We start from the raw sequence: 19,134 nt of genomic DNA on the forward strand, positions 1-19,134 counted from the left end.
CCTTATTTGATACCGCTAATGTACCCATTTATCCGGCTCTTAACCAGTTTTGAATAAGCCAAAGCGCTTTGTTTTGGCGTACGTTTTTGGGTTGCGTAGTCGACATAAACTATGCCGAAACGCTTTGAATAGCCCAGTGCCCACTCAAAGTTGTCCATTAGGCTCCATGCAAAATATCCGCGTATGTCTACGCCTTTTTCTATTGCTTCATTTACCGCATTTAAATGGGTGTGGAAGTAGGCGGTACGCCCATTGTCCAACACTTCCCCATCTATGAGCTCATCATCCATTGCTGCTCCGTTTTCAGTGATATAGATAGGCGGTAAGTCGTAGCGTTGGTGCAAATCAACAAGCAGCTCGGTAAAGGCATCAGGAGTGATTTCCCAGCCCATTGCGGTTAATTCGGTTGTGGCTGGAGGCACAATTTCAAACCAACCATTGCCATCACTTTGATACACAGTGCGGGTGTAATAATTAATGCCTAAGTAATCGATTGGTTGGCAAATAATAGCCATATCACCTTCCGCAATGTCTGGCTTAACGTCGGGAGCGAGCTTATCGATAATGTCTGGATATTTGCCTTCAATAATAGGCTTTAGATACCATTGATTGTGGTAATCATCGGCGAGTTTGGCGGCGTGTATGTCTTCGGGTGAATCACTTTTTGTATGGCAATTGCTAAAGTTAAGTACGATACCGTTTTGGCTTTTTGGGCAAACTCGGTTAAGCACCTTCAACGCTAAACCGTGAGCAAGCAATAAGTGATGCGCTGCCTTTCGACCATTTGCCATGCCTGTCTTTCCAGGTGCATGAATGCCTGCCTCATAACCCAAATAGGCTGAACAAAATGGCTCATTTAATGTCGCGTAGGAGTGGACTTTTTCGCCCAACGCGTTTGCTACGGCTTCAGCATATTTTTCGAATGCATAGGCTGTATTGCGATTAAGCCAGCCACCGTTGTCTTCAAGGTGTTGCGGTAAATCCCAGTGATAAAGCGTCACGAACACTTTCATGCCGCGCTTGATAACTTCATTGACTAAGTTTACGTAAAAGCGCATGCCCACTTCGTTTACGCTACCGTCCTGTTTCATCACTCGTGGCCACGAGATAGACAGTCTATAAGCATCAACACCAAGAGAATCAATTAGCTCTACATCTTGTTTCCACAAATCTATGTGGTTACAGGCAATGTCACCGTTAGTGGCATCAGTAATGGCATTTTTCTTTTCGCAGAACGTGTCCCAAATACAATCTAATCTTCCTTTTCTGTCTCCCTCTATTTGGAAACTTGATGTAGCCACACCAAACAAAAAGTCTTTCGACAACATCATTGAATTGGATGGAAGGTTAATTTCTTGCATCGTGGGTATGTCCTGACTATAACAATTTTTTCATATTAACCCTGCGCTAGACAGGACAAATAACATCATATTTACATTGAATTCGATTACGCTTCGTGTAATTATTTCTTCAATGTAAGCGCTTACAAAATTGCTTGCAGTTAGATGTAAGCGCTTTCAAATGTAAATTTATCATTAAATAGAAAAATAGCAACAGAGGTTATTCGTGGACACACCAGTGCAGCCTAATATTTCAAGCGCCCAAGAGGCAGAGGCAAACGGTGGATACCGTTTTGCGCTTATCTCACTCACCACGCTGTTCTTCATGTGGGGTTTTATTACCTGTTTGAATGACATCCTTATTCCTTACTTAAAAGGTGCATTTAACCTTAGCTTCACACAAGCAATGCTGATTCAGTTTTGCTTTTTTAGTGCCTATTTCATTGTGTCACTGCCTGCAGGCATGGTGGTGTCGCGCATTGGTTACCAGAAAGGTATTGTACTTGGGCTCGCTATAGCCTGCGTGGGGTGCTTGCTGTTCTTCCCCGCTGCATCAAGTCAAATATACGGTATTTTTCTGTTAGCTCTTTTTGTATTAGCGTCTGGTATAACCGTACTTCAGGTGTCTGCCAACCCTTATGTAACGGCACTCGGCCACCCTAAAACTGCCTCGTCACGACTCACCATGACCCAAGCATTTAACGCTTTTGGTACAACCGTGGCTCCCTTCTTCGGCTCTTATCTTATCTACGGCGCTACAGGAGAGCACGGAGGCGGTACGCCAAGTGCATCAGACGTGCAAGTGCCTTACCTAATTCTTGCTGCATCACTGCTTCTTCTGGCTCTTATTTTCATGTATTTAAAGCTGCCGAAGCTAAATCACACCAGCGCAAGCACTGGAGTATTTAAAGGAGGTGCATGGCATCACAAGCACCTTGTTTTAGGCGCTGTCGGCATTTTTATGTATGTCGGCGCGGAAGTGGCCATTGGCAGCATGCTGGTGAATTATCTAGCGAGTCCGGCGGTTGGCGGATTAAGTGAGGCAGGGGCGGCCAAGCTACTTGCTTACTACTGGGGAGGCGCGATGGTAGGGCGCTTTATCGGTGCTGTGGTTATGCAAAAAATCTCGGGTGGCTACGTGCTGGCGTTTAACGCTTGTATGGCTATTGCGCTTATTTTGCTATCACTTTCAAGTACAGGAGACATCGCGCTGTGGAGCATTTTGGGAGTAGGTTTGTTTAACTCAATCATGTTCCCTACCATTTTTAGTCTTGCACTTCACCAGCTAGGAAAAGACACCCCACAAGGTTCAGGCATTCTTTGTTTAGCCATAGTTGGCGGTGCCATTATTCCATTGCTTCAAGGCATGCTTGCAGACACCGTCGGCGTTACGCTGTCATTTTTACTACCCGCTTCTTGCTACCTTTACATTGCCTACTATGGCCTTGTAGGAAGTCGCGTATCTCACATTAATACCACTGAAAAGTAACGAGGATAAATAATGCGAAAAAGTATAATCGCGAAAGTTGTTACCGGTGCATTGGTTGGCGTTTTAGTTAGTGCATGTTCAGCTGAAAAAAATACGGCTTCAGTCGATGATGTTGAGCCACAGCCAAACAAAGCGGGCGAGGTATGGCCTAAACTGGATATTGAAGTTAAAACAAACGCTACTGTCGAAACTAAGGTAGAAGAAATTCTGTCTACCATGACTATCGAGCAAAAAATTGCGCAGATGATCCAGCCTGAAATTCGCAATATCACGGTAGAAGATATGCGCAAATATGGATTTGGTTCTTATCTTAACGGCGGTGGTGCATTCCCTAATAACGACAAGCACGCCACACCAGAAGACTGGGTTGCACTTGCAGAAAAGCTTTATCAGGCTTCCATCGATGACAGTTTGGACGGCTCGACAATTCCTACAATGTGGGGGACAGACGCTGTTCACGGTCATAACAATGTTATAGGCGCAACCTTGTTTCCTCACAACATTGGATTAGGTGCGGCAAATAACCCTGAACTGGTAGAGAAGATTGCGCACATTACAGCTAAAGAGGTCATGGCGACGGGTATCGATTGGGTATTTGCGCCTACCGTTGCTGTGGTACGTGACGATCGCTGGGGCAGAACCTACGAGAGCTATTCTGAAGACCCAGCCATTGTTAGAGAGTATGCCGCTTCAGTGGTTAAAGGTCTTCAAGGCGCGGCTGACAAAGACTTTTTAAGCGACCAGCGTGTAATTAGTACGGTAAAGCACTTTGTAGGTGACGGCGGTACGGTTGGCGGTGATGACCAAGGTGACAATGTTGCCAGCGAACAAGAGTTATTTGATATTCACGCCCAAGGCTATGTGGGCGGATTAACGGCGGGCGCGCAGTCTGTTATGGCGTCGTTCAATAGCTGGAATGGCGAGAAGCTTCACGGTCATAAATACTTGCTAACTGACGTACTTAAAGAGCAAATGGGCTTTGACGGGTTTGTAGTCGGTGACTGGAACGGTCATGGGCAAGTTAAAGGTTGCAACAACGAAGATTGTGCACAGGCCATCAATGCAGGCTTGGATATTTTTATGGTGCCAAACGATTGGAAGGTGCTGTATGACAACACTCTTGCTCAAGTAAACGACGGCACCATCCCTATGTCGCGTATTGATGATGCGGTACGCCGAATTCTTCGAGTGAAAGTACGCGCTGGACTTTTCGAAAAGCCAAGCCCGGCAAACCGCCCGTTATCTGGCGACCGTTCGCTTATTGGTAAGGCAGAGCATAGAGAAGTGGCGGCGCAAGCGGTGCGCGAGTCTCTGGTACTGCTGAAAAATAAAAATAAAACCCTCCCGATTTCTGCAAGCAAACGCATATTGGTAGCGGGCGATGGTGCGGATAACATCGGCAAGCAATCAGGTGGTTGGAGTATTACGTGGCAAGGCACAAATAATACCAACGATGACTTCCCTGGCGGCAGCTCTATTTATGACGGTATTAAAGCACATGTAGAAAATGCAGGTGGTAACGTACAGCTATCGGTTGACGGTAGCTTTGAAACTAAACCTGATGTCGCCATAGTGGTGTTCGGTGAAGAGCCTTATGCAGAAGGTCATGGCGATAGAGAAACCTTAATTTATCAACACGGTAGCAAGACGGATCTAGCGTTGCTCGAAAACTTGAAATCTCAGGGAATTCCCGTGGTGTCGGTGTTTATCAGCGGCCGTCCGATGTGGGTTAACGCAGAGCTAAATGCATCTGATGCATTTGTTGCAGCTTGGCTTCCTGGCTCTGAAGGTGCAGCGGTGGCAGACGTTTTGTTTGGTGAGCAGGACTTTAAAGGCAAGCTGTCTTTCTCGTGGCCGTCAGAGCCTCAGCAGATCGTTAACAAGGGCGATGAAACCTATGAACCTTTGCTGCCTTATGGCTTCGGCTTAACGTACAGCGATGACAACGTTCTAAGCGATACGCTAAATACTGAAATTAGAGTCAGTACTGACAGCAACAAGCCGATGGAAATTCTAAAGGGCTCGGTTGAGGCACCTTGGGTATTATGGCTTTACTCTGGTGATGACTCTCTGGCAGTGAACGCTAGCACGCATACTGTTGGAGCTATTACTTATCGTACGGTTGATAAGGAAGTGCAGGAAGATGCGCGTAAAATCACTTTCGATGGCACTGAGTTCGCCGCTATGCGTTTTGCAAGCAAGAGCTTTTTCCGTGAAGATTTAAGTGCGCAATTACTTACGCATGGTGCCCTAAGCTTTAACGTTAGTCGTCACTCAGACATAAATGCACCTGTAACGGTAGGCATGAACTGTGAAGGCGAGGGAGACGCAGCGGGCAGCTGTTCAACTCAAATTGATATTAGCGAGCAGCTAAAGGCAATGCCAGCTGACACATGGACAAACATAAGTATTGACCTACAGTGCTTTGTTAATGAAGGTATCGATTTTACCGGCCTTGTTGTGCCGTTTGAGCTGGGAAGTTCAGGGAAGGCTAGCTTGAGTGTGGCAGATATTCAGTTTACCCCTGAGGCTGACAAATCGGCGAGTATAAGTTGCCAAAACTAAACAGTAAGTAGCTCTCAACGCTACTAGAAAAAACAACGCCGCCAACCTCAAAAACTGGCGGCTTTTTTTTGTTTGCACCGACCTTGAGCCTTCCGTTTATCGATCTATTATGCAGTTCATCCCGTAGCCAACCTGTAATATAAACAACAATCGTTGGTGAGATGAAAGTAGATAAGACGTGTTTCCGTCCTGCATTCATTCTTGTCATTCGGGAAAATTACAGGGTAGTAAAATGACAGATGAACAGCGTGCAACACCAAGTCTCTTACTTGCGTTAACACCTGTTGTATTGACGCTTTTAATCCTCGGCACCCAGATATTTTACTTCGGCGTGTTTGAGCCTCATATACCGCTTGCCATTGGCATAGCATTAACAAGTTTTGTTGGTACTTATCTTGGTCTAACGTGGGAAGAAGTGCGGGCAGGAATCTTTAAAGTTATCCATGTTGCGTTGCCGTCGGTAAGTGTACTTATTGTTGTAGGGATGATCATAGGTATTTGGATAGCCAGCGGTACGGTACCCACCATTATTTACTACGGGTTAAAGACCCTGTCTCCCCAAATTTTTCTGGCCGCGGGTATGGTTATCTGTGCAGTCGTTTCAGTTTCTTTAGGCACAAGTTGGGGCAGCGTAGGCACCGTTGGTTTAGCATTAATGGGTATCGGTGAAGGATTCGATATCCCCATGTACTGGACGGCGGGAGCAGTAGTTTCAGGCGCCTTTTTCGGAGACAAGGTATCGCCGCTGTCGGATACCACAAACCTTGCTCCAGCGGTTACAGGTACCGACGTGTTTTCACATATCAAGAATATGATGGCAACGACAATCCCTGCCATGGTGCTCGCATTTCTGATTTACCTTGGCGTAGGCTTCTTCGTTATCGATGCTCAGAGCGTCTCATTTGCAAAAATTGCAGGTATCACCAGTGCATTAGAAGATAACTTTACCGTTACGGGGTGGGCGTTATTGCCAGCGCTTGTTGTTATGGGGTTAGCCTTAAAGAAAATTCCACCCCTTCCTGCGTTATTTGCAGGAGCGGTTGTGGGAGGAGCTTTCGCCATGTTTATGCAAGGGCAGAGTTTGCAAGCCGTTTTCGATTATGCAAATAACGGATATGCCATCCAAACGAATATTGTTGAAATAGATAGTTTGCTTAATCGCGGCGGCGTTCAGTCAATGATGTGGACTATTTCATTGGTATTGATTGCGCTTGGTTTCGGTGGAGCGTTAGAAACGACAGGCTGCCTAAGAAGCATTATCAATGCAATAAAGAGTAAAGCGAGAACCTTTGCTGGTACACAGATAGCAGCGGTTGGTACGGCGTTTTCTACTAATCTGGTGGCTGGCGACCCGTACTTGTCGGTAGCCTTGCCGGGAAGAATGTATTCACCTGTTTATAGAGGCATGGGTTATTCCACGCTTAACCTGTCCCGTGGCATTGAAGAAGGGGGCACGTTAATGTCTCCGCTCATCCCTTGGAATGCCGGTGGTGCGTTTGTGATATCTGCTCTTGGCCTGGGTATTTCTGGCGCAAACTTAGAAAACCTGCTGTACATCCCTCTTGCCTTTGCATGTTGGACGGCGCCCCTAATAGGGATATTTTACGCCTATGTCGGTTGGTTCTCACCCAAAGCCACTAAAGCTGAAAAGGAAGAGTGGGAGTCTTCTGGCGCCGAAATAGCGAAATTTAATAAGGATGGAACGCCCGTTACCGAGTAAGGTTGGATAAGCGAAAACAGTCGCTTGAAACGCGCAAGTGACCGTAGCTAAAATTAGTTACTACAGTGTTAAAGTCTGATGACTCTAATACTGTAGTACACTCGACTTATTGGCGTTCAATTCTTTGGTTTTCTTAGTCATCCTGACTGAAAATACAAACTCTATTCCTACCAAACCTTTTAGCGACATAAAGCGCTTCGTCACACTGCTTAATGAGATTCGATGTTTCAATCCCTGTTTGATACTGCGCAATGCCAGCAGAAAAGGTTTGTGCGCTGATATTTGGCGTAATACGCACTTTTCGATAACTATCAAGGATAGAGCTAACAACTTCTTTAGCCTCGGCAGCCGACGTGTTAGGAAGGCACAGAATGAACTCCTCTCCACCATAACGTCCAAATGTATCTGTTTTTCTAATGGACTTGGAAACGTGTTCACAAAAGGCTTTGAGTAAATCGTCCCCACACTCATGGCCATAGTTGTCATTGATTTCTTTGAAGTTATCTAAATCGATTAACACCAAAGATAAGTCGTTTTTATACGCCTTTGCTTCATTTAGCTCTAACTGCACTGCGCCGAGTAAACTTCTTCTATTACGAACGCCTGTGAGCGTATCTACGGTCGCTAATGTTTCCTGTTCTCTTTTCAACCTTCGCTGGACAGCATATAGATAGCTAATGAGGGCTAAAAGTCCTAATAAAGTCAGCGCCCCAGCAGTAAGAATTAGATTCATTCTGTTGCTGTTTGCAAGTTCCAGTTGAGATAATTCGTGCTGTTGTTTTAAGAGTTGTAGTTTTCGCTCAGCTAACGCACTTTCATAATAGTCGCTAAACAGTTCTTTTCTGTCGTCAGTTTGATAGTAAAGAGATTGATAAAAGTTCTTACTGTCTCGCAATGCTGAAATGGCAGCCTCTTTGTTCCCCAGCTGCTCGAAAAGAGAAGACTGAATAGATTTGAATTGTGCCCAATGTAAATCGGGTGAGCTGTACTCGTCACTCAAGTTGTCGATAATTAAAGCTGACAACGCGTTAGCTCTTTCAAACTCATTCTGTTCTACTAGTGCTTTGAACCGAGAAATTTGATAAGTGTTAGTATCGTATGAGGTCGGTAGTAAGGATATGAAACTCTCAGTTTTTTCAATTAATTCATGCGCCTCTTTTACTTTGCCCAGAGCATAGAAATATTCAATTTTTAAAACTAGTCCATAGGTGTAGGTATTCCAGTCCTCAATGGATGTAGCGTATTCGGTGTATTTTTCGAGCATGTCGAAAGCCTCTTCTATTCGACCTAAGTTCTCGAGGCTTCTTCGTTGGCAGTCTAGGGCAATTTGGTAATACCGATGGGGGCTAGACAAAGGCCTAGTATAAAAAAAGGTCTCTGCACGAGAACACAATTCTAAAGCACGCTTATTCTCCCCTAAGTAAGACATATTGAGCCCTATCTCAAGCTCCATGTTTTCTATTGCACCGTCTCCAAAGAAGCGTTTTTCGGTTAATGAAGGCAGTTCGCCTAACACTTTCGCGCCAGAGTTTAGGGATGCTCTTATTAGTCCCATTCTCGCTAGAAAAATGGATTTAGTCGCAATAGCGTCAAAGTAAAGCTCAGGATCATTGTCGTTGGCAAACGCTATTACTTCGTCAATAGTGCTATGGGCTAAACGCCACTTTTCCTGAATGGCGAGGTTATAAGCTGACAGAATGTTGTGTCTGAAATACAACGCTGGGTGTGAACGCTTTATATCTTTTAAGTGGTCTTTCGGGGCAAGTTTGTACTCTTCGAATCCCGTGGGATGATCAAGCATAGATTGCAGTAAAGCAATGTAAACAGATGCAAGAGATGACTGTTCAGATAAGACATCAGAGTCAGAGACTAATGCCGTTAACTCTTCTTCACTGTCGGGTTTACTGCCTATAATTTGGGAATACGCTTGGAAATATCTGTCATCGTCAGATGCGAAGGTATTGTTTATTCCCAACAAAAATAGCACTAGTACGCTAATACACTTCTTATACTTCACTCGCTTTCTTCTTTTATTACTCGTACCTGAGCTTGTCTAGTGAGGTTATCAAATATTGGAAGAAATGTTTGATAATTCTAGCGTGCTAAAACAAAAAAGGGCCTGAAAAGGCCCTTAGTATTATTGCTCTATCAACTTAGAAAGTATATCTAGCGCCAAGCGTGTAGCGAGGTCCGTACTGACGAGCAAATAAGAATTGCTCTTCGAATCGGCCGTAGCCACGCTCTGTTTCGTCGTTAATGTTTACGCCTTCTAGGAAGACAGTTAGGTGCTCATTCACATCATAGTTGATGCTGGCATCAACTTGACCAAAGGTGTCGAACTGAGTTGCTGGGTTATCTGAAGAACCTTGTGCTTGGCCAATACCCACAACATAGTCTGAGCGCCATGCATAGGTCACTTTTACAGAAAGGCCTTCTTTCTCATAAAACACCTGGAAGTTGGCGGAGTCGCTGATGCCTACAAGCGGGTCTTGCTCGTTCAGGTTGTAAGGGTCGTATTCAACGTCACCGTCAACTAACGTTGCGTTGGCGCCGAAACCAAAACCGGTGTCGCCAAACGTGTGCTGTATAGCTAGCTCAATACCTTCAACCGTTTTTGAATCGCTGGAATTACCAGGCTGTGTGGTACGCCAGGTAATTAACGGGTCGTCCGCATTAGGGGTTACCACACCGTTTTCGTCAGCATAGCCGTTATCAATAAAGTAATTATAGATAGCGCTATCGGTGGCTTGCTCACCAGCTGCCGTTAATGCGGTCACGGCTTCGTTCCAGCGAGGGCCTTGATAGATGTCACGTAAACCTTCGAACTGCTGATCTTGACCTGTGGTTGTAATGTAGTTTTCAACCGACTTTCTGAATAAACCCACGGCAAGCATGCTCGACTCGTCGTAGTACCACTCAAATGAAAGGTCTAAGTTAGTTGACTCGAACGGTAGCAAGCTGGTGTTACCCGCCGATGCGGTTCTCGCGCCAATTTTAGGGCTTCCACTGAATGCCAAGCCACCTTGTAGCAAGCCAATCGGCGCTCTGGTAATTGATTTACCCCAAGAGAAACGCGCAACAATGTCATCCGTCACATCTACTTTTACGTCGAACATGGGTAATAAAATGTCATATTCGCCTGTAAAGTCTTGCACCTGTAGCTCGTCTTCAAACTGCGTGATCCACTCAGAAGCTGCGACCCAATTTACCTGTACAGGTACACGAACCTCCGCAGAGCTTGGCACTTCTGTTTCTTCGTAGCGTACACCAGCATTTATTTGCACGTAATAATCACCGACCTCGAAGTCCCACTCTGACTGAACATAAATAGAGTCGGTAATTTCCTCTACGTTACTGACAGAAGGCGCACCGCTGAAGTAAGGGTCGATAGAGTAAGCGTTACTCTCGCCAACGACATCACCAGTAATGAAAGCAAGTTGACGGGCAATGGCTTCGTCAAAATCATAGGTGTAATAGTAACCCGGATTCATGCCTGCGCCACCACCGTCAAAGGCGTCTAGGAAGCCTGATGTGTCATTGCGAATAAACATGCTGTCTGGGAAAATTTCTGTGAAAGATGGACTAAAACCCGGGCCGCCGCGTAGTCCGCTCCACGCTTCAAAACCCGTCAATGCTTGTTCTGTTCGGGCGTAACCAAAGTCAATTTTAACCAGTGGTATGTCGAAAGCTGAGTTATACCACGTGCCGTCAAGCTGCAGTTGCTCAATATCAGAGCGACCTGGTGAGTAAATGAATTGGCTGAAGTTAGAGTCAATTTCACTAGGTAAGATTTCATTCGTACCGTTGTTCCAGTTCACATAAACTTGTGGAATCTCGCCTGCTCTGTAGTCGTAAACTTTTGACTCAAGCTGGTTTGAGCCCAGTATAATTTGGCCAGAGCTACCCAAACCTTTGTCATAACCGTTATCAATCTCGTTGTAAGAATCGTGGTAATCCAGACGGAAATGCCAATCGTCAGACACTACCCAGTCTAGGTTTACACCAATTGAACGCGCGTCAACTCGCGTGGTTTCGCGACTGGCAGTAAACGAGCCGTCGTCGCCACTAATATCGGCATAGACTGCTGTACCATTTTCGTCTAATTCGTACGCATTAATATTAGCGCCAAAGTTATTCCAAATACCCCATCCCACTGTGTTGGTGCCAGTAGTGGCGCGTGTTGCAGTGTAATCTATCGTTGCAGTAAAATCGTCAACTGGGCGAAATTGGAAAGTAACTTGGGCGTTTGAACGCTCACGCTGAACGTCAGTAATGCTGTAGTTCATGTCTTTAGGAAAGAACGCAGCGTCGGTAATATTGGTGCGGTTATCAACCACATTTTCAGGGTCTAAGTCAGGTAGTGCAGCGTTTTCTTGAAGCTGCCAGCCTTGAATATTTGCCGCTTGCTGCTGAAAGTCACGTTCTTGGTGAGAGAATGACAGACCAAATCCAAACATGTCATCGGCAAACGTGTTGCTGTAGACACCAGCAATTTCAGGGGTTACGTCATCACCCGCTTCGTTAGACGAGTCGTAAATACCTTTCACTGAAAACGTGGCATTTTGTCCTGATTGCGCCAACGGCTTCATGGTAATAATGTTTACCGTTGCACCTAGTCCCCCGCTGGGATTTTCTGCACGGGCGGTCTTCTGAAGCTCAAGCGTGTTTACACCTTCAGAAGAAAGGTTGGCTAAATTGAAGGAACGGGTAAAGCCCGTCCCCGGCATTTGTCTACCGTTCAGGGTAATTAGGTTGAACTCAGGACCAAAACCACGAACGGTAATTTCACTACCTTCACCGTTTGAACGACTAATACTTACACCTGTAATGCGTTGAAGTGCCTCAGCCAGGTTGGTATCAGGAAATTTACCTAGTTCTTCAGCGGATATGGCATCTACTACGCCGCTTGAGCTGCGTTTCAAATCCATAGAGCGGATCATACTGCCGCGAATACCGCTTACTTGAATAACTTCAACTTCGCCCTCTGCCGGTGTTACCGCTTCTGATTCTTGTGCGTAAGAGGGAAGAGCTAGGGTAGAGCCCATCAACAAAGCCATTGATGTGGCAAGCTGGGTCTTTTTAAATGGTGTGTTTTTCATAATTGCCCTACTAATTCTTATCAATTGGTCACTGCCGCTTTAAAGGCTAAAGCGGCATTTGCTTTGTTACTGTGCTGCTATTTCTACATTGTCGATGCGATAAACTGCACCTTCGCCTTGCCCCCATGCTGGGAACATCATGATGACGTTGATAGCGCTGATATCTAAGCCTGCGTCATATAGGGTTTGTAGTGGGAAAGTGTATGTTTGCCATTCACCTTCAACCGGATCAGCACCTTCCAAGCTGGCCGACATTGGAAGTTCAACAGCAGAAGAGACATTAATGGACTCTACTTTGAACAACCAAGGTGCAGAGGCGTCGTTAGGCATTGAGCTTACTTTCATTTCAAACTTAATCGCGCCATTTGAAAGTAGTGATGAAGCATCGAATGATACGGTTTCATCAGCTAAGAAACCCATCACCGTTGGTGTAGCGCCAATGCGAAATTCTGCTACTGTGCCGTGTTCCGCGTCGTCTACTTCTTCAGTTGGCGTTGAGCCACCACAACAATCCCAGATTGACCATTGTTCAGCTGCTGTATCAGCAAAGAGCGTGATGCCCGCACCTGACGCATCTTCGCCGCTATCAGGGTGGTAAAATTTCACATTGTCTAAGCGATAAACCGCGCCTTCACCTGTGCCCCAAGCTGGGAAAACCATAATGACGTCGATAGCACTCACGTCCAAACCACGTGCCTGCAATTCTGAAATAGTAAATGTGTAGGTTTGCCATTCACCTTCCACAGGCTCCTGACCCTCAACGCTATCAGAAAGTGGCAATTCAACAGCAGTAGATGCGCCATTAGACTCGATTTTGAATATCCAAGATGCTTCGGCGTTACTGGGCGCACTCACTACGCGCATATCAAACTGCAATAAGCCACCGTCGGTAAGTGCTGTAGCATCGAACGGGGTGTCACCGCCGCCAGATTCAGGACGCGTGATAAAGCCCATTACAGTCGGTTCTGCGCCAATTCGAAATTCTGCAGTTAGACCGTGTTCTTCGTTGTCCATTTCTTCAGTAGGGGTAGAGCCGCCACAACAGTCCCACATAGGCCAGTTAGGGTTTTGCCCATCTTCGAAGATGACTAATTCTGGGTAGCTAGCTCCGCCTTCTTGCGAAATTTCTACGTTAGCCATGCGATACACTGCTCCATTGCCGGTATCCCACGCAGGGAAAACCATGATGACATCGATAGCACTTGTATCTAAGCCTGCTGCTGCAAGCGCGCTAAGTGGAAATTCGTAAGACTCCCACACACCCTGTTCAGGCGCAGCACCAGCGTTGTCTGCGGGTCCTACATAGCCGTCCATCAGTGGAAGTTCTGCGGCAGTTGAACCTTCAGAACTTTCAATCTTAAATAGCCAATTAGTTGTCGCATTTGCAGGCAGCGATGTAACTTTCAGATCGAATTTAACACTGCCAGTTTCTTCCATTGGAGACGCATCAAACGGAGACGCTTCACCTTCTGGGTCGGTAATGAATTGGGCTCGACTGATAAAGCCCATTACCGTAGGTGTTTCATTAATAGCAAATTCGAAAACCTGTCCTTGCTCGGCATCTTCTACGAGTGCTGGTGTTGACCCACCACAGCAGTCCCACGCAGGCCAGTTTGGATTAGGTGTTCCGTCGAAAATAGTAAGGTTTTGTGCAACACCGGTTGACGGTGGTGAAGGGATAGGCGCCTCGCCTTCCACTAATGCATCGTCTAGTGAGTTGTAACCTGGGCGAACAGTTTCACAGCCCTTGCCGGTGTCTGGGTTCGATGCACATTCGTACACTCGAACATAATCGACCTCGTAAGTCTGACCTTCGACAAACGCTTCAGCATCAATACCTGTTTCGTTTACGTTAGCTGGCCAGTCGCCACCTACTGCAAAGTTAAGGATAATGTAGAATTCTTGATCGAATGGCGCGTTGTCCCAGTGAGTAGTTAGCTCACCTGTGCCTTGCTCAAAGTATTCTGCATACCAGCCGCGGTGAGAAAGTCCAGTTGCGTCACCGTTTGCGTTATAACGAACTTCTGAACGACGCTGCGTAGCGTAAAGGTAATCGTCCATGTACCAGCGAATTTCGCCTTCTTGCCATTCAACGGCGTAGGTGTGAAAGTCGTCTGCTGGATTCGCTCCATCAGGAAGCGAGTAGGCTTTGCCTGAGCTATCGTTATTTGGCCATTCTTGACCATAGTGAAGGGTGCCGTGAATATGGCTTTCAGGATTGCCGTCGGCATCTAGTGCCTTAAGGTTTACGGCTTCCATGATGTCAATTTCGCCAGAACGAGGCCAGCCGCCGTAAACCTCATCAGTAGGCATCATCCAAAACGCCGGCCAACTGCCTTGACCAGAGGGCAATTTAGCACGCATTTCAATACGGCCGTATTTAAAGTCTGCTTTGTAGCGCGTGTTTAGACGGGCTGACGTATAAGGCTTTTGCGCTCCTTCTTCCGCGGGTAGAGCAACAATTTTTAGGCTACCGTCAGACACAAATGAATTGTCTTCGCTGTCGGTATAACACTGAGATTCATTATTGCCGCCACCGTCGCAGTTTACTTCGTGAGTCCAGTTGTCATCGTCAATACTGTTCCCATCGAACTCGTCGCTCCATACCAGCTCCCAGTCAGAAACGGGTGCCGCAGGATCAACAACGTCGATGTCTGTAGATGTGGTTGCTCCGCCTCCACAGCCAAATAGGGTTGCCACTGAGATCGCGGCAGCTATCCGCGAAAGTTGAGATGCTTTTTTCGTCATTGTTTTCAGCCCTGATCTAAAGAAATTGGGTTTTTATGTAGTGGCAAATGCCACGTAAAAAGCTTTTTGTAAGCGCTTACAATTTAGGTCAAATAAAAATGGCTGTTTGAAAGCGCTTACATTACATTAAGCGACTGACACATAAAGATCAATACTGTTCTCAAAAAATTAACATTTGGCTGTCGGTCTTATTTTTGTTGTTTTTCATTTATTTTAAAATAAAACAATAATATAAGGTTGTATTAGAGGGTGGGTTAAAATTTAAAGGTGCTTGTTTCACTCACTATTTACAAATTTTCTAAGGGACTTGTTAATGACCTGTGCTCGATATTTTGTTCGCACCTGGGTACACATCACGTTAAGCTCAATATACGATCTCATGTGAGTTGTTATTATGCATCACCACAATCACAGCACTACCGCCTCCAATCATCATAAAGGTCAGCATCACGGCCATCACCACGGTGCGCATGCTGAAGCGCTAGGCACAGATTCCACACGCATTGGATGGGCGTTCTGGCTAAATTTCATCTTTACTATTATTGAATTCATCGGGGGTTGGCTTACTAACAGTGTCGCCATAATGGCAGATGCTGTTCATGATTTAGGAGACTCTCTATCCATAGGTCTGGCGTGGTATTTAAGTAAGCTCGGGAATAAAGCATCTACCGAAAAGTATACGTATGGCTTCAAACGGCTGAGCCTTATGGGAGCTATGATCAACGGCGTTATCTTGGTGATTGGCTCAATTTGGGTGTTGTCTGAGGCCATCCCTCGTTTATCTAACCCCGAAATGCCCGTTACAGAGGGTATGATTGGATTAGCGATCCTAGGTATTGTCGTGAATGGATTTGCAGCTTATAAACTCCACGGCGGTCATTCGATGAATGAAAAGGTGCTTAACTGGCACTTAATTGAAGACACGATGGGGTGGGTAGCGGTACTGGTAGTAGCCATTGTGCTCCACTTTGTTGAATGGCCTATACTCGACCCAATTTTATCTATTGGTTTTACGCTATTTATTTTGGTCAATGTTGTTCGGTATGTTGTGCAGACCATGTCTTTGTTTCTACAGGGCGTACCTGACTTGGCTACAAGGAATGCTATTAGCAACACGCTTTTGAAAATCGAGCACGTTGAAGAAATTCACCATGTACATTTTTGGTCGCTTGACGGAGAGCAGCACGTGCTTACTGCACACGTGGTAATAAACTGTGCAATAGACAATGACAAACTGAGAGCACTTAAAAAGGAAGTTCACGAGCGTTTAGCCCCCTTTGAACTTGCTCATACCACGATAGAGTTTGAGTTGCCGGGTGAGCCATGTCGTGATGATAATGACCATTTACACGCCCACTCTCATGAACACCAGCACGAAGAGATAAATTAATACTATTATTTGGGCAAAGGTGTTTGTTTTGATTTTCAGGGACTAACAGCCTGTAGTTGTGCAAAAAAGAGGGGCGTTCACACGCCCCTTTCAACACACACGTTTTTTAATTTATAACGAGATTAAAACCTTGCTTTAAATGCTACGCCGTAATAGCGATCTGCATCGCGCGGTATTTGATAGCGGAAGTTGTCGCCGCTATATGTGGTCGCGTAGCTTTCATCAAGCAAGTTCTTCGCAATCAAAGATACGCGGAAGGCATCGTCTTTGAATGAGAAGCTAACGCTTGCGTTAAGCATGCTGTAGTCAGGTAACAATGAGTGAGGATTGAATTCACCCGTGTTGCCTGGCAAGTCAGAGTACTGTTCATCGGTATAGATGTAAGACGCGTTGTAGTAAACGTCAAAACCATGCTCTGTTTCCATGAAGTACTCCGCTGACAGTGAGTATTTCATGTCAGGTGAGAATGGAACATCCAAGCCCGAACGGTCGGTACACTCTGCTTCTTCAGGGCAATTAAATCTATCGATCTCAGCCTTGGTGTACGCAGCGCCACCGATTAGCGTTAGGTTGTCGGTTGCGTTCCACATAAAGTCTACTTCAACGCCTTGGGTCGTCACATCACCAGCATTGGTAAGGCGCGTAATACATGCGCCGTCAGAACAATCAAAGTTGTTTGCTTGGAAGCCTTCAATGTCAGTGCTAAATAGCGCGATATTTAAAAGTAGATCGCGACTTGCGTACTTATAGCCAATTTCGTAAGCGTCAGATTCTTCCGCGCCAATAGGGCGTCCGTCATTCTCTGGGTTGAAGTTATAGTAAACATTGAAACCAGGGCCTTTGTAGCCTTGAGAATAGGTTGCATAAACCATTTGATTTTGGTCGAGATCGTATTGAACACCAAGGCGGCCAGACAAATTGGTTTCATCTACCACACCTTCTGCATCGGTGTTCTCGGTCGCAGGGCGAACGCCCACACCACGGCGTCCATATTCGTCGTTACTTATACGACGGTGAGTGTAAGACACTTCATCATCGGTATAGCGAAGACCGAAGATAAGGCGTAAGTCATCGCTTAAGTCGTAGGTGCCATCTCCGTAAACGGCCCAGTTATTAAACTCAGTGCTCATGAATGCCGTGGCAGACACAATGTCGTTGGCATTACATGTCACACCTAGCGAATTAGCGTAAGCGTCTAGGTCAGAAAGTGCGTCTGTCAGCGCATCTCCAGACAGGTTATTCTGTGCATAGAATGTCAGTGCTTGGTCAAGTTGAAGGTTATTGTTTTGGCAACTTGCATCACGAGTGAAGTTACGCTCTGAATCCATGTTCCAGTAGAACATACCGGCTAAGAAGTTGAATGGGCCAGCTAGGTTTGATGCAACACGGAATTCTTGAGAAAACTGACTCCATTCTTGCTCACCTACGTCATGCAGCTGAAACGGCACTCCAAATACTGGCTGGTCGCTGTCGCCAGCAATAGACGTAAAATCACCTTCGCGGAATTCTGTATTTTCCCATGAGCGCTGGGCAGTGATCGACGTGAAGGTGTAGTCACCAATGGTTTTGTCCACTTGTACGGAGAAGGCCGAATGGTCGTCAATAGTGCGAGATTCGAAGTCATGATCAATTTGTCGCTGTTCTAAATCGATACCGTCGGCAATGGTCTCACTGTTGGGCGCTGCCTTTGAGTCGGGATTGCGACCGCTAGATACGCCTTCTAAATCAGCACAACAGTCGTCATCCGCGCTGTAAATTTCGCTAATGAACTTTACTTTTAAATCATTGGTTGGCTCGTAAACCACAACTGCACGGGCACCTTCACGGTCATAACCGTTTACTTTTTCATTGTTGTAAACGTTGTCGATATAGCCGTCGAATTTACCTTGGAAGACGGTTAAGCTGGCTGAAAGGTCGTCGGTTAAGCCACCACTTACTGTGCCTTTTAAACGGTATTCGTTATCTTGATAAAACTCGGTAGAAAGACTGCCTGTGAGCTCCTGAGAAGGATCTTTTGTGGTGATGTTTACCACACCAGCAGAGGCGTTTTTGCCAAATAAAGTACCCTGTGGACCACGTAATACCTCAATTCGATCTACATCGTACAAATCGGCAAACGCTTGACCAGAACGCCCTAATACAACGCCATCTACCACCGTGGCTACGCTTGGCTCTGCGGCGATACTAAATGAAATTGTTCCAATACCACGAACGGTTAAGGCTGAATTTCGAGTTGTTGTCCCTTTGCGGAAGCTCACAGAAGGCACAAGCGCTTGTAGATTTTCAACATTGTTAGCAAAGGCAGATTCTATCTGGTCACCGCGTAACACTGATACAGCAACGGGCACATCGCTGATGCTTTGAACACGCTTTTGCGATGTAACGACAATTTGTTCAAATGATTTATCATCTTTTGAGGCGTCGACTTGCTCTGTATCTGCCTCTTGCGCAAATGCATTGGTGTGAAGTAGCAATCCAGATGTCATAGCAAGGGTTACCGCCTTGCTGATGAGTGATCTCTTTGTATTCATGTTGTTCTCCAGGGTGTTTCGCTTATCACGCCCTCACTTACACCTTGCTACCTTTAGTCGGATACAAAAGCATTTGAGCAAGTAATCGGCGTTTCGTTTTTTATTCTGGCTGCGTAGGGTACAGCGCTACGCGTATTATTCTTTCAGTAGCAAAATTCAATAGCGTTAAAAATACGGTCTTCTATATAAAAGATATCTTGCATCTGATGTCTTATATAAGAGTGATTAAGTTAAACAATTGTTAAGCCATTT

9 protein-coding genes are annotated in these 19,134 nt (G+C 45.8%); 4 read left to right on the forward strand and 5 right to left on the reverse strand.

Annotation, left to right across the window (positions count from 1 at the left end):
* Window positions 1-2 precede the first annotated feature (2 nt).
* Window positions 3-1,361, reverse strand: coding sequence for a GH1 family beta-glucosidase (locus NO989_RS00535; protein ID WP_014951144.1), 1,359 nt, complete (start codon window positions 1,359-1,361; stop codon window positions 3-5).
* A gap of 205 nt (window positions 1,362-1,566) precedes the next feature.
* Here NO989_RS00535 and NO989_RS00540 point away from each other — a divergent pair, with 205 nt between their 5' ends.
* From NO989_RS00540 to nhaC, 3 genes are all read left to right on the forward strand, one after another.
* On the forward strand, window positions 1,567-2,829 hold the full coding sequence (locus NO989_RS00540) for a sugar MFS transporter (protein WP_039229189.1): 1,263 nt from the start codon (window positions 1,567-1,569) through the stop codon (window positions 2,827-2,829).
* 12 nt (window positions 2,830-2,841) lie between these two features.
* Window positions 2,842-5,394: an exo 1,3/1,4-beta-D-glucan glucohydrolase gene (locus NO989_RS00545; protein WP_371341866.1), complete on the forward strand. Its 2,553-nt coding sequence runs from the start codon at window positions 2,842-2,844 to the stop codon at window positions 5,392-5,394.
* Between the two features lie 232 nt (window positions 5,395-5,626).
* Window positions 5,627-7,114: a Na+/H+ antiporter NhaC gene (nhaC, locus tag NO989_RS00550; protein WP_348668038.1), complete on the forward strand. Its 1,488-nt coding sequence runs from the start codon at window positions 5,627-5,629 to the stop codon at window positions 7,112-7,114.
* 133 nt (window positions 7,115-7,247) lie between these two features.
* Here the strand turns inward: nhaC and NO989_RS00555 are convergent, their stop codons facing one another.
* The 3 genes from NO989_RS00555 to NO989_RS00565 form a co-directional block, all read right to left on the reverse strand.
* Window positions 7,248-9,131 carry a GGDEF domain-containing protein gene (locus NO989_RS00555; protein WP_371341867.1) on the reverse strand — a complete coding sequence of 628 codons (1,884 nt, stop codon included), beginning with the start codon at window positions 9,129-9,131 and terminating at the stop codon, window positions 7,248-7,250.
* 136 nt (window positions 9,132-9,267) lie between these two features.
* Window positions 9,268-12,213, reverse strand: coding sequence for a TonB-dependent receptor (locus NO989_RS00560; RefSeq protein ID WP_014951139.1), 2,946 nt, complete (start codon window positions 12,211-12,213; stop codon window positions 9,268-9,270).
* Window positions 12,214-12,279: 66 nt separating this feature from the next.
* Window positions 12,280-14,961 (reverse strand): family 16 glycosylhydrolase, encoded by a 2,682-nt coding sequence (locus tag NO989_RS00565; RefSeq protein WP_371341868.1) that lies wholly within the window; start codon window positions 14,959-14,961, stop codon window positions 12,280-12,282.
* 394 nt (window positions 14,962-15,355) lie between these two features.
* On the opposite strand from NO989_RS00565, the gene NO989_RS00570 reads away from it, so the two are divergent.
* A complete protein-coding gene (locus NO989_RS00570) occupies window positions 15,356-16,351 on the forward strand; it encodes a cation diffusion facilitator family transporter (protein ID WP_039229202.1) in 996 nt (331 codons plus the stop codon).
* A 122-nt stretch (window positions 16,352-16,473) separates the two neighbouring features.
* Here NO989_RS00570 and NO989_RS00575 read toward each other — a convergent pair whose 3' ends face one another.
* Window positions 16,474-18,882, reverse strand: a complete 2,409-nt coding sequence (locus NO989_RS00575) for a TonB-dependent receptor (protein WP_014951136.1) — start codon at window positions 18,880-18,882, stop codon at window positions 16,474-16,476.
* Between the last annotated feature and the right edge of the window lie 252 nt (window positions 18,883-19,134).

This window comes from Alteromonas sp. DY56-G5 (assembly GCF_041414725.1).
GTDB lineage: Bacteria > Pseudomonadota > Gammaproteobacteria > Enterobacterales > Alteromonadaceae > Alteromonas > Alteromonas macleodii.

Coding starts and splice junctions, on each gene's coding strand:
- NO989_RS00535 (WP_014951144.1), bottom strand. CDS start 1,361: ATGCAAGAAATTAACCTTCCATCCAATTCAATGATGTTGTCGAAAGAC.
- NO989_RS00545 (WP_371341866.1), top strand. CDS start 2,842: ATGCGAAAAAGTATAATCGCGAAAGTTGTTACCGGTGCATTGGTTGGC.
- nhaC (WP_348668038.1), top strand. CDS start 5,627: ATGACAGATGAACAGCGTGCAACACCAAGTCTCTTACTTGCGTTAACA.
- NO989_RS00560 (WP_014951139.1), bottom strand. CDS start 12,213: ATGAAAAACACACCATTTAAAAAGACCCAGCTTGCCACATCAATGGCT.
- NO989_RS00565 (WP_371341868.1), bottom strand. CDS start 14,961: ATGACGAAAAAAGCATCTCAACTTTCGCGGATAGCTGCCGCGATCTCA.
- NO989_RS00570 (WP_039229202.1), top strand. CDS start 15,356: ATGCATCACCACAATCACAGCACTACCGCCTCCAATCATCATAAAGGT.
- NO989_RS00575 (WP_014951136.1), bottom strand. CDS start 18,882: ATGAATACAAAGAGATCACTCATCAGCAAGGCGGTAACCCTTGCTATG.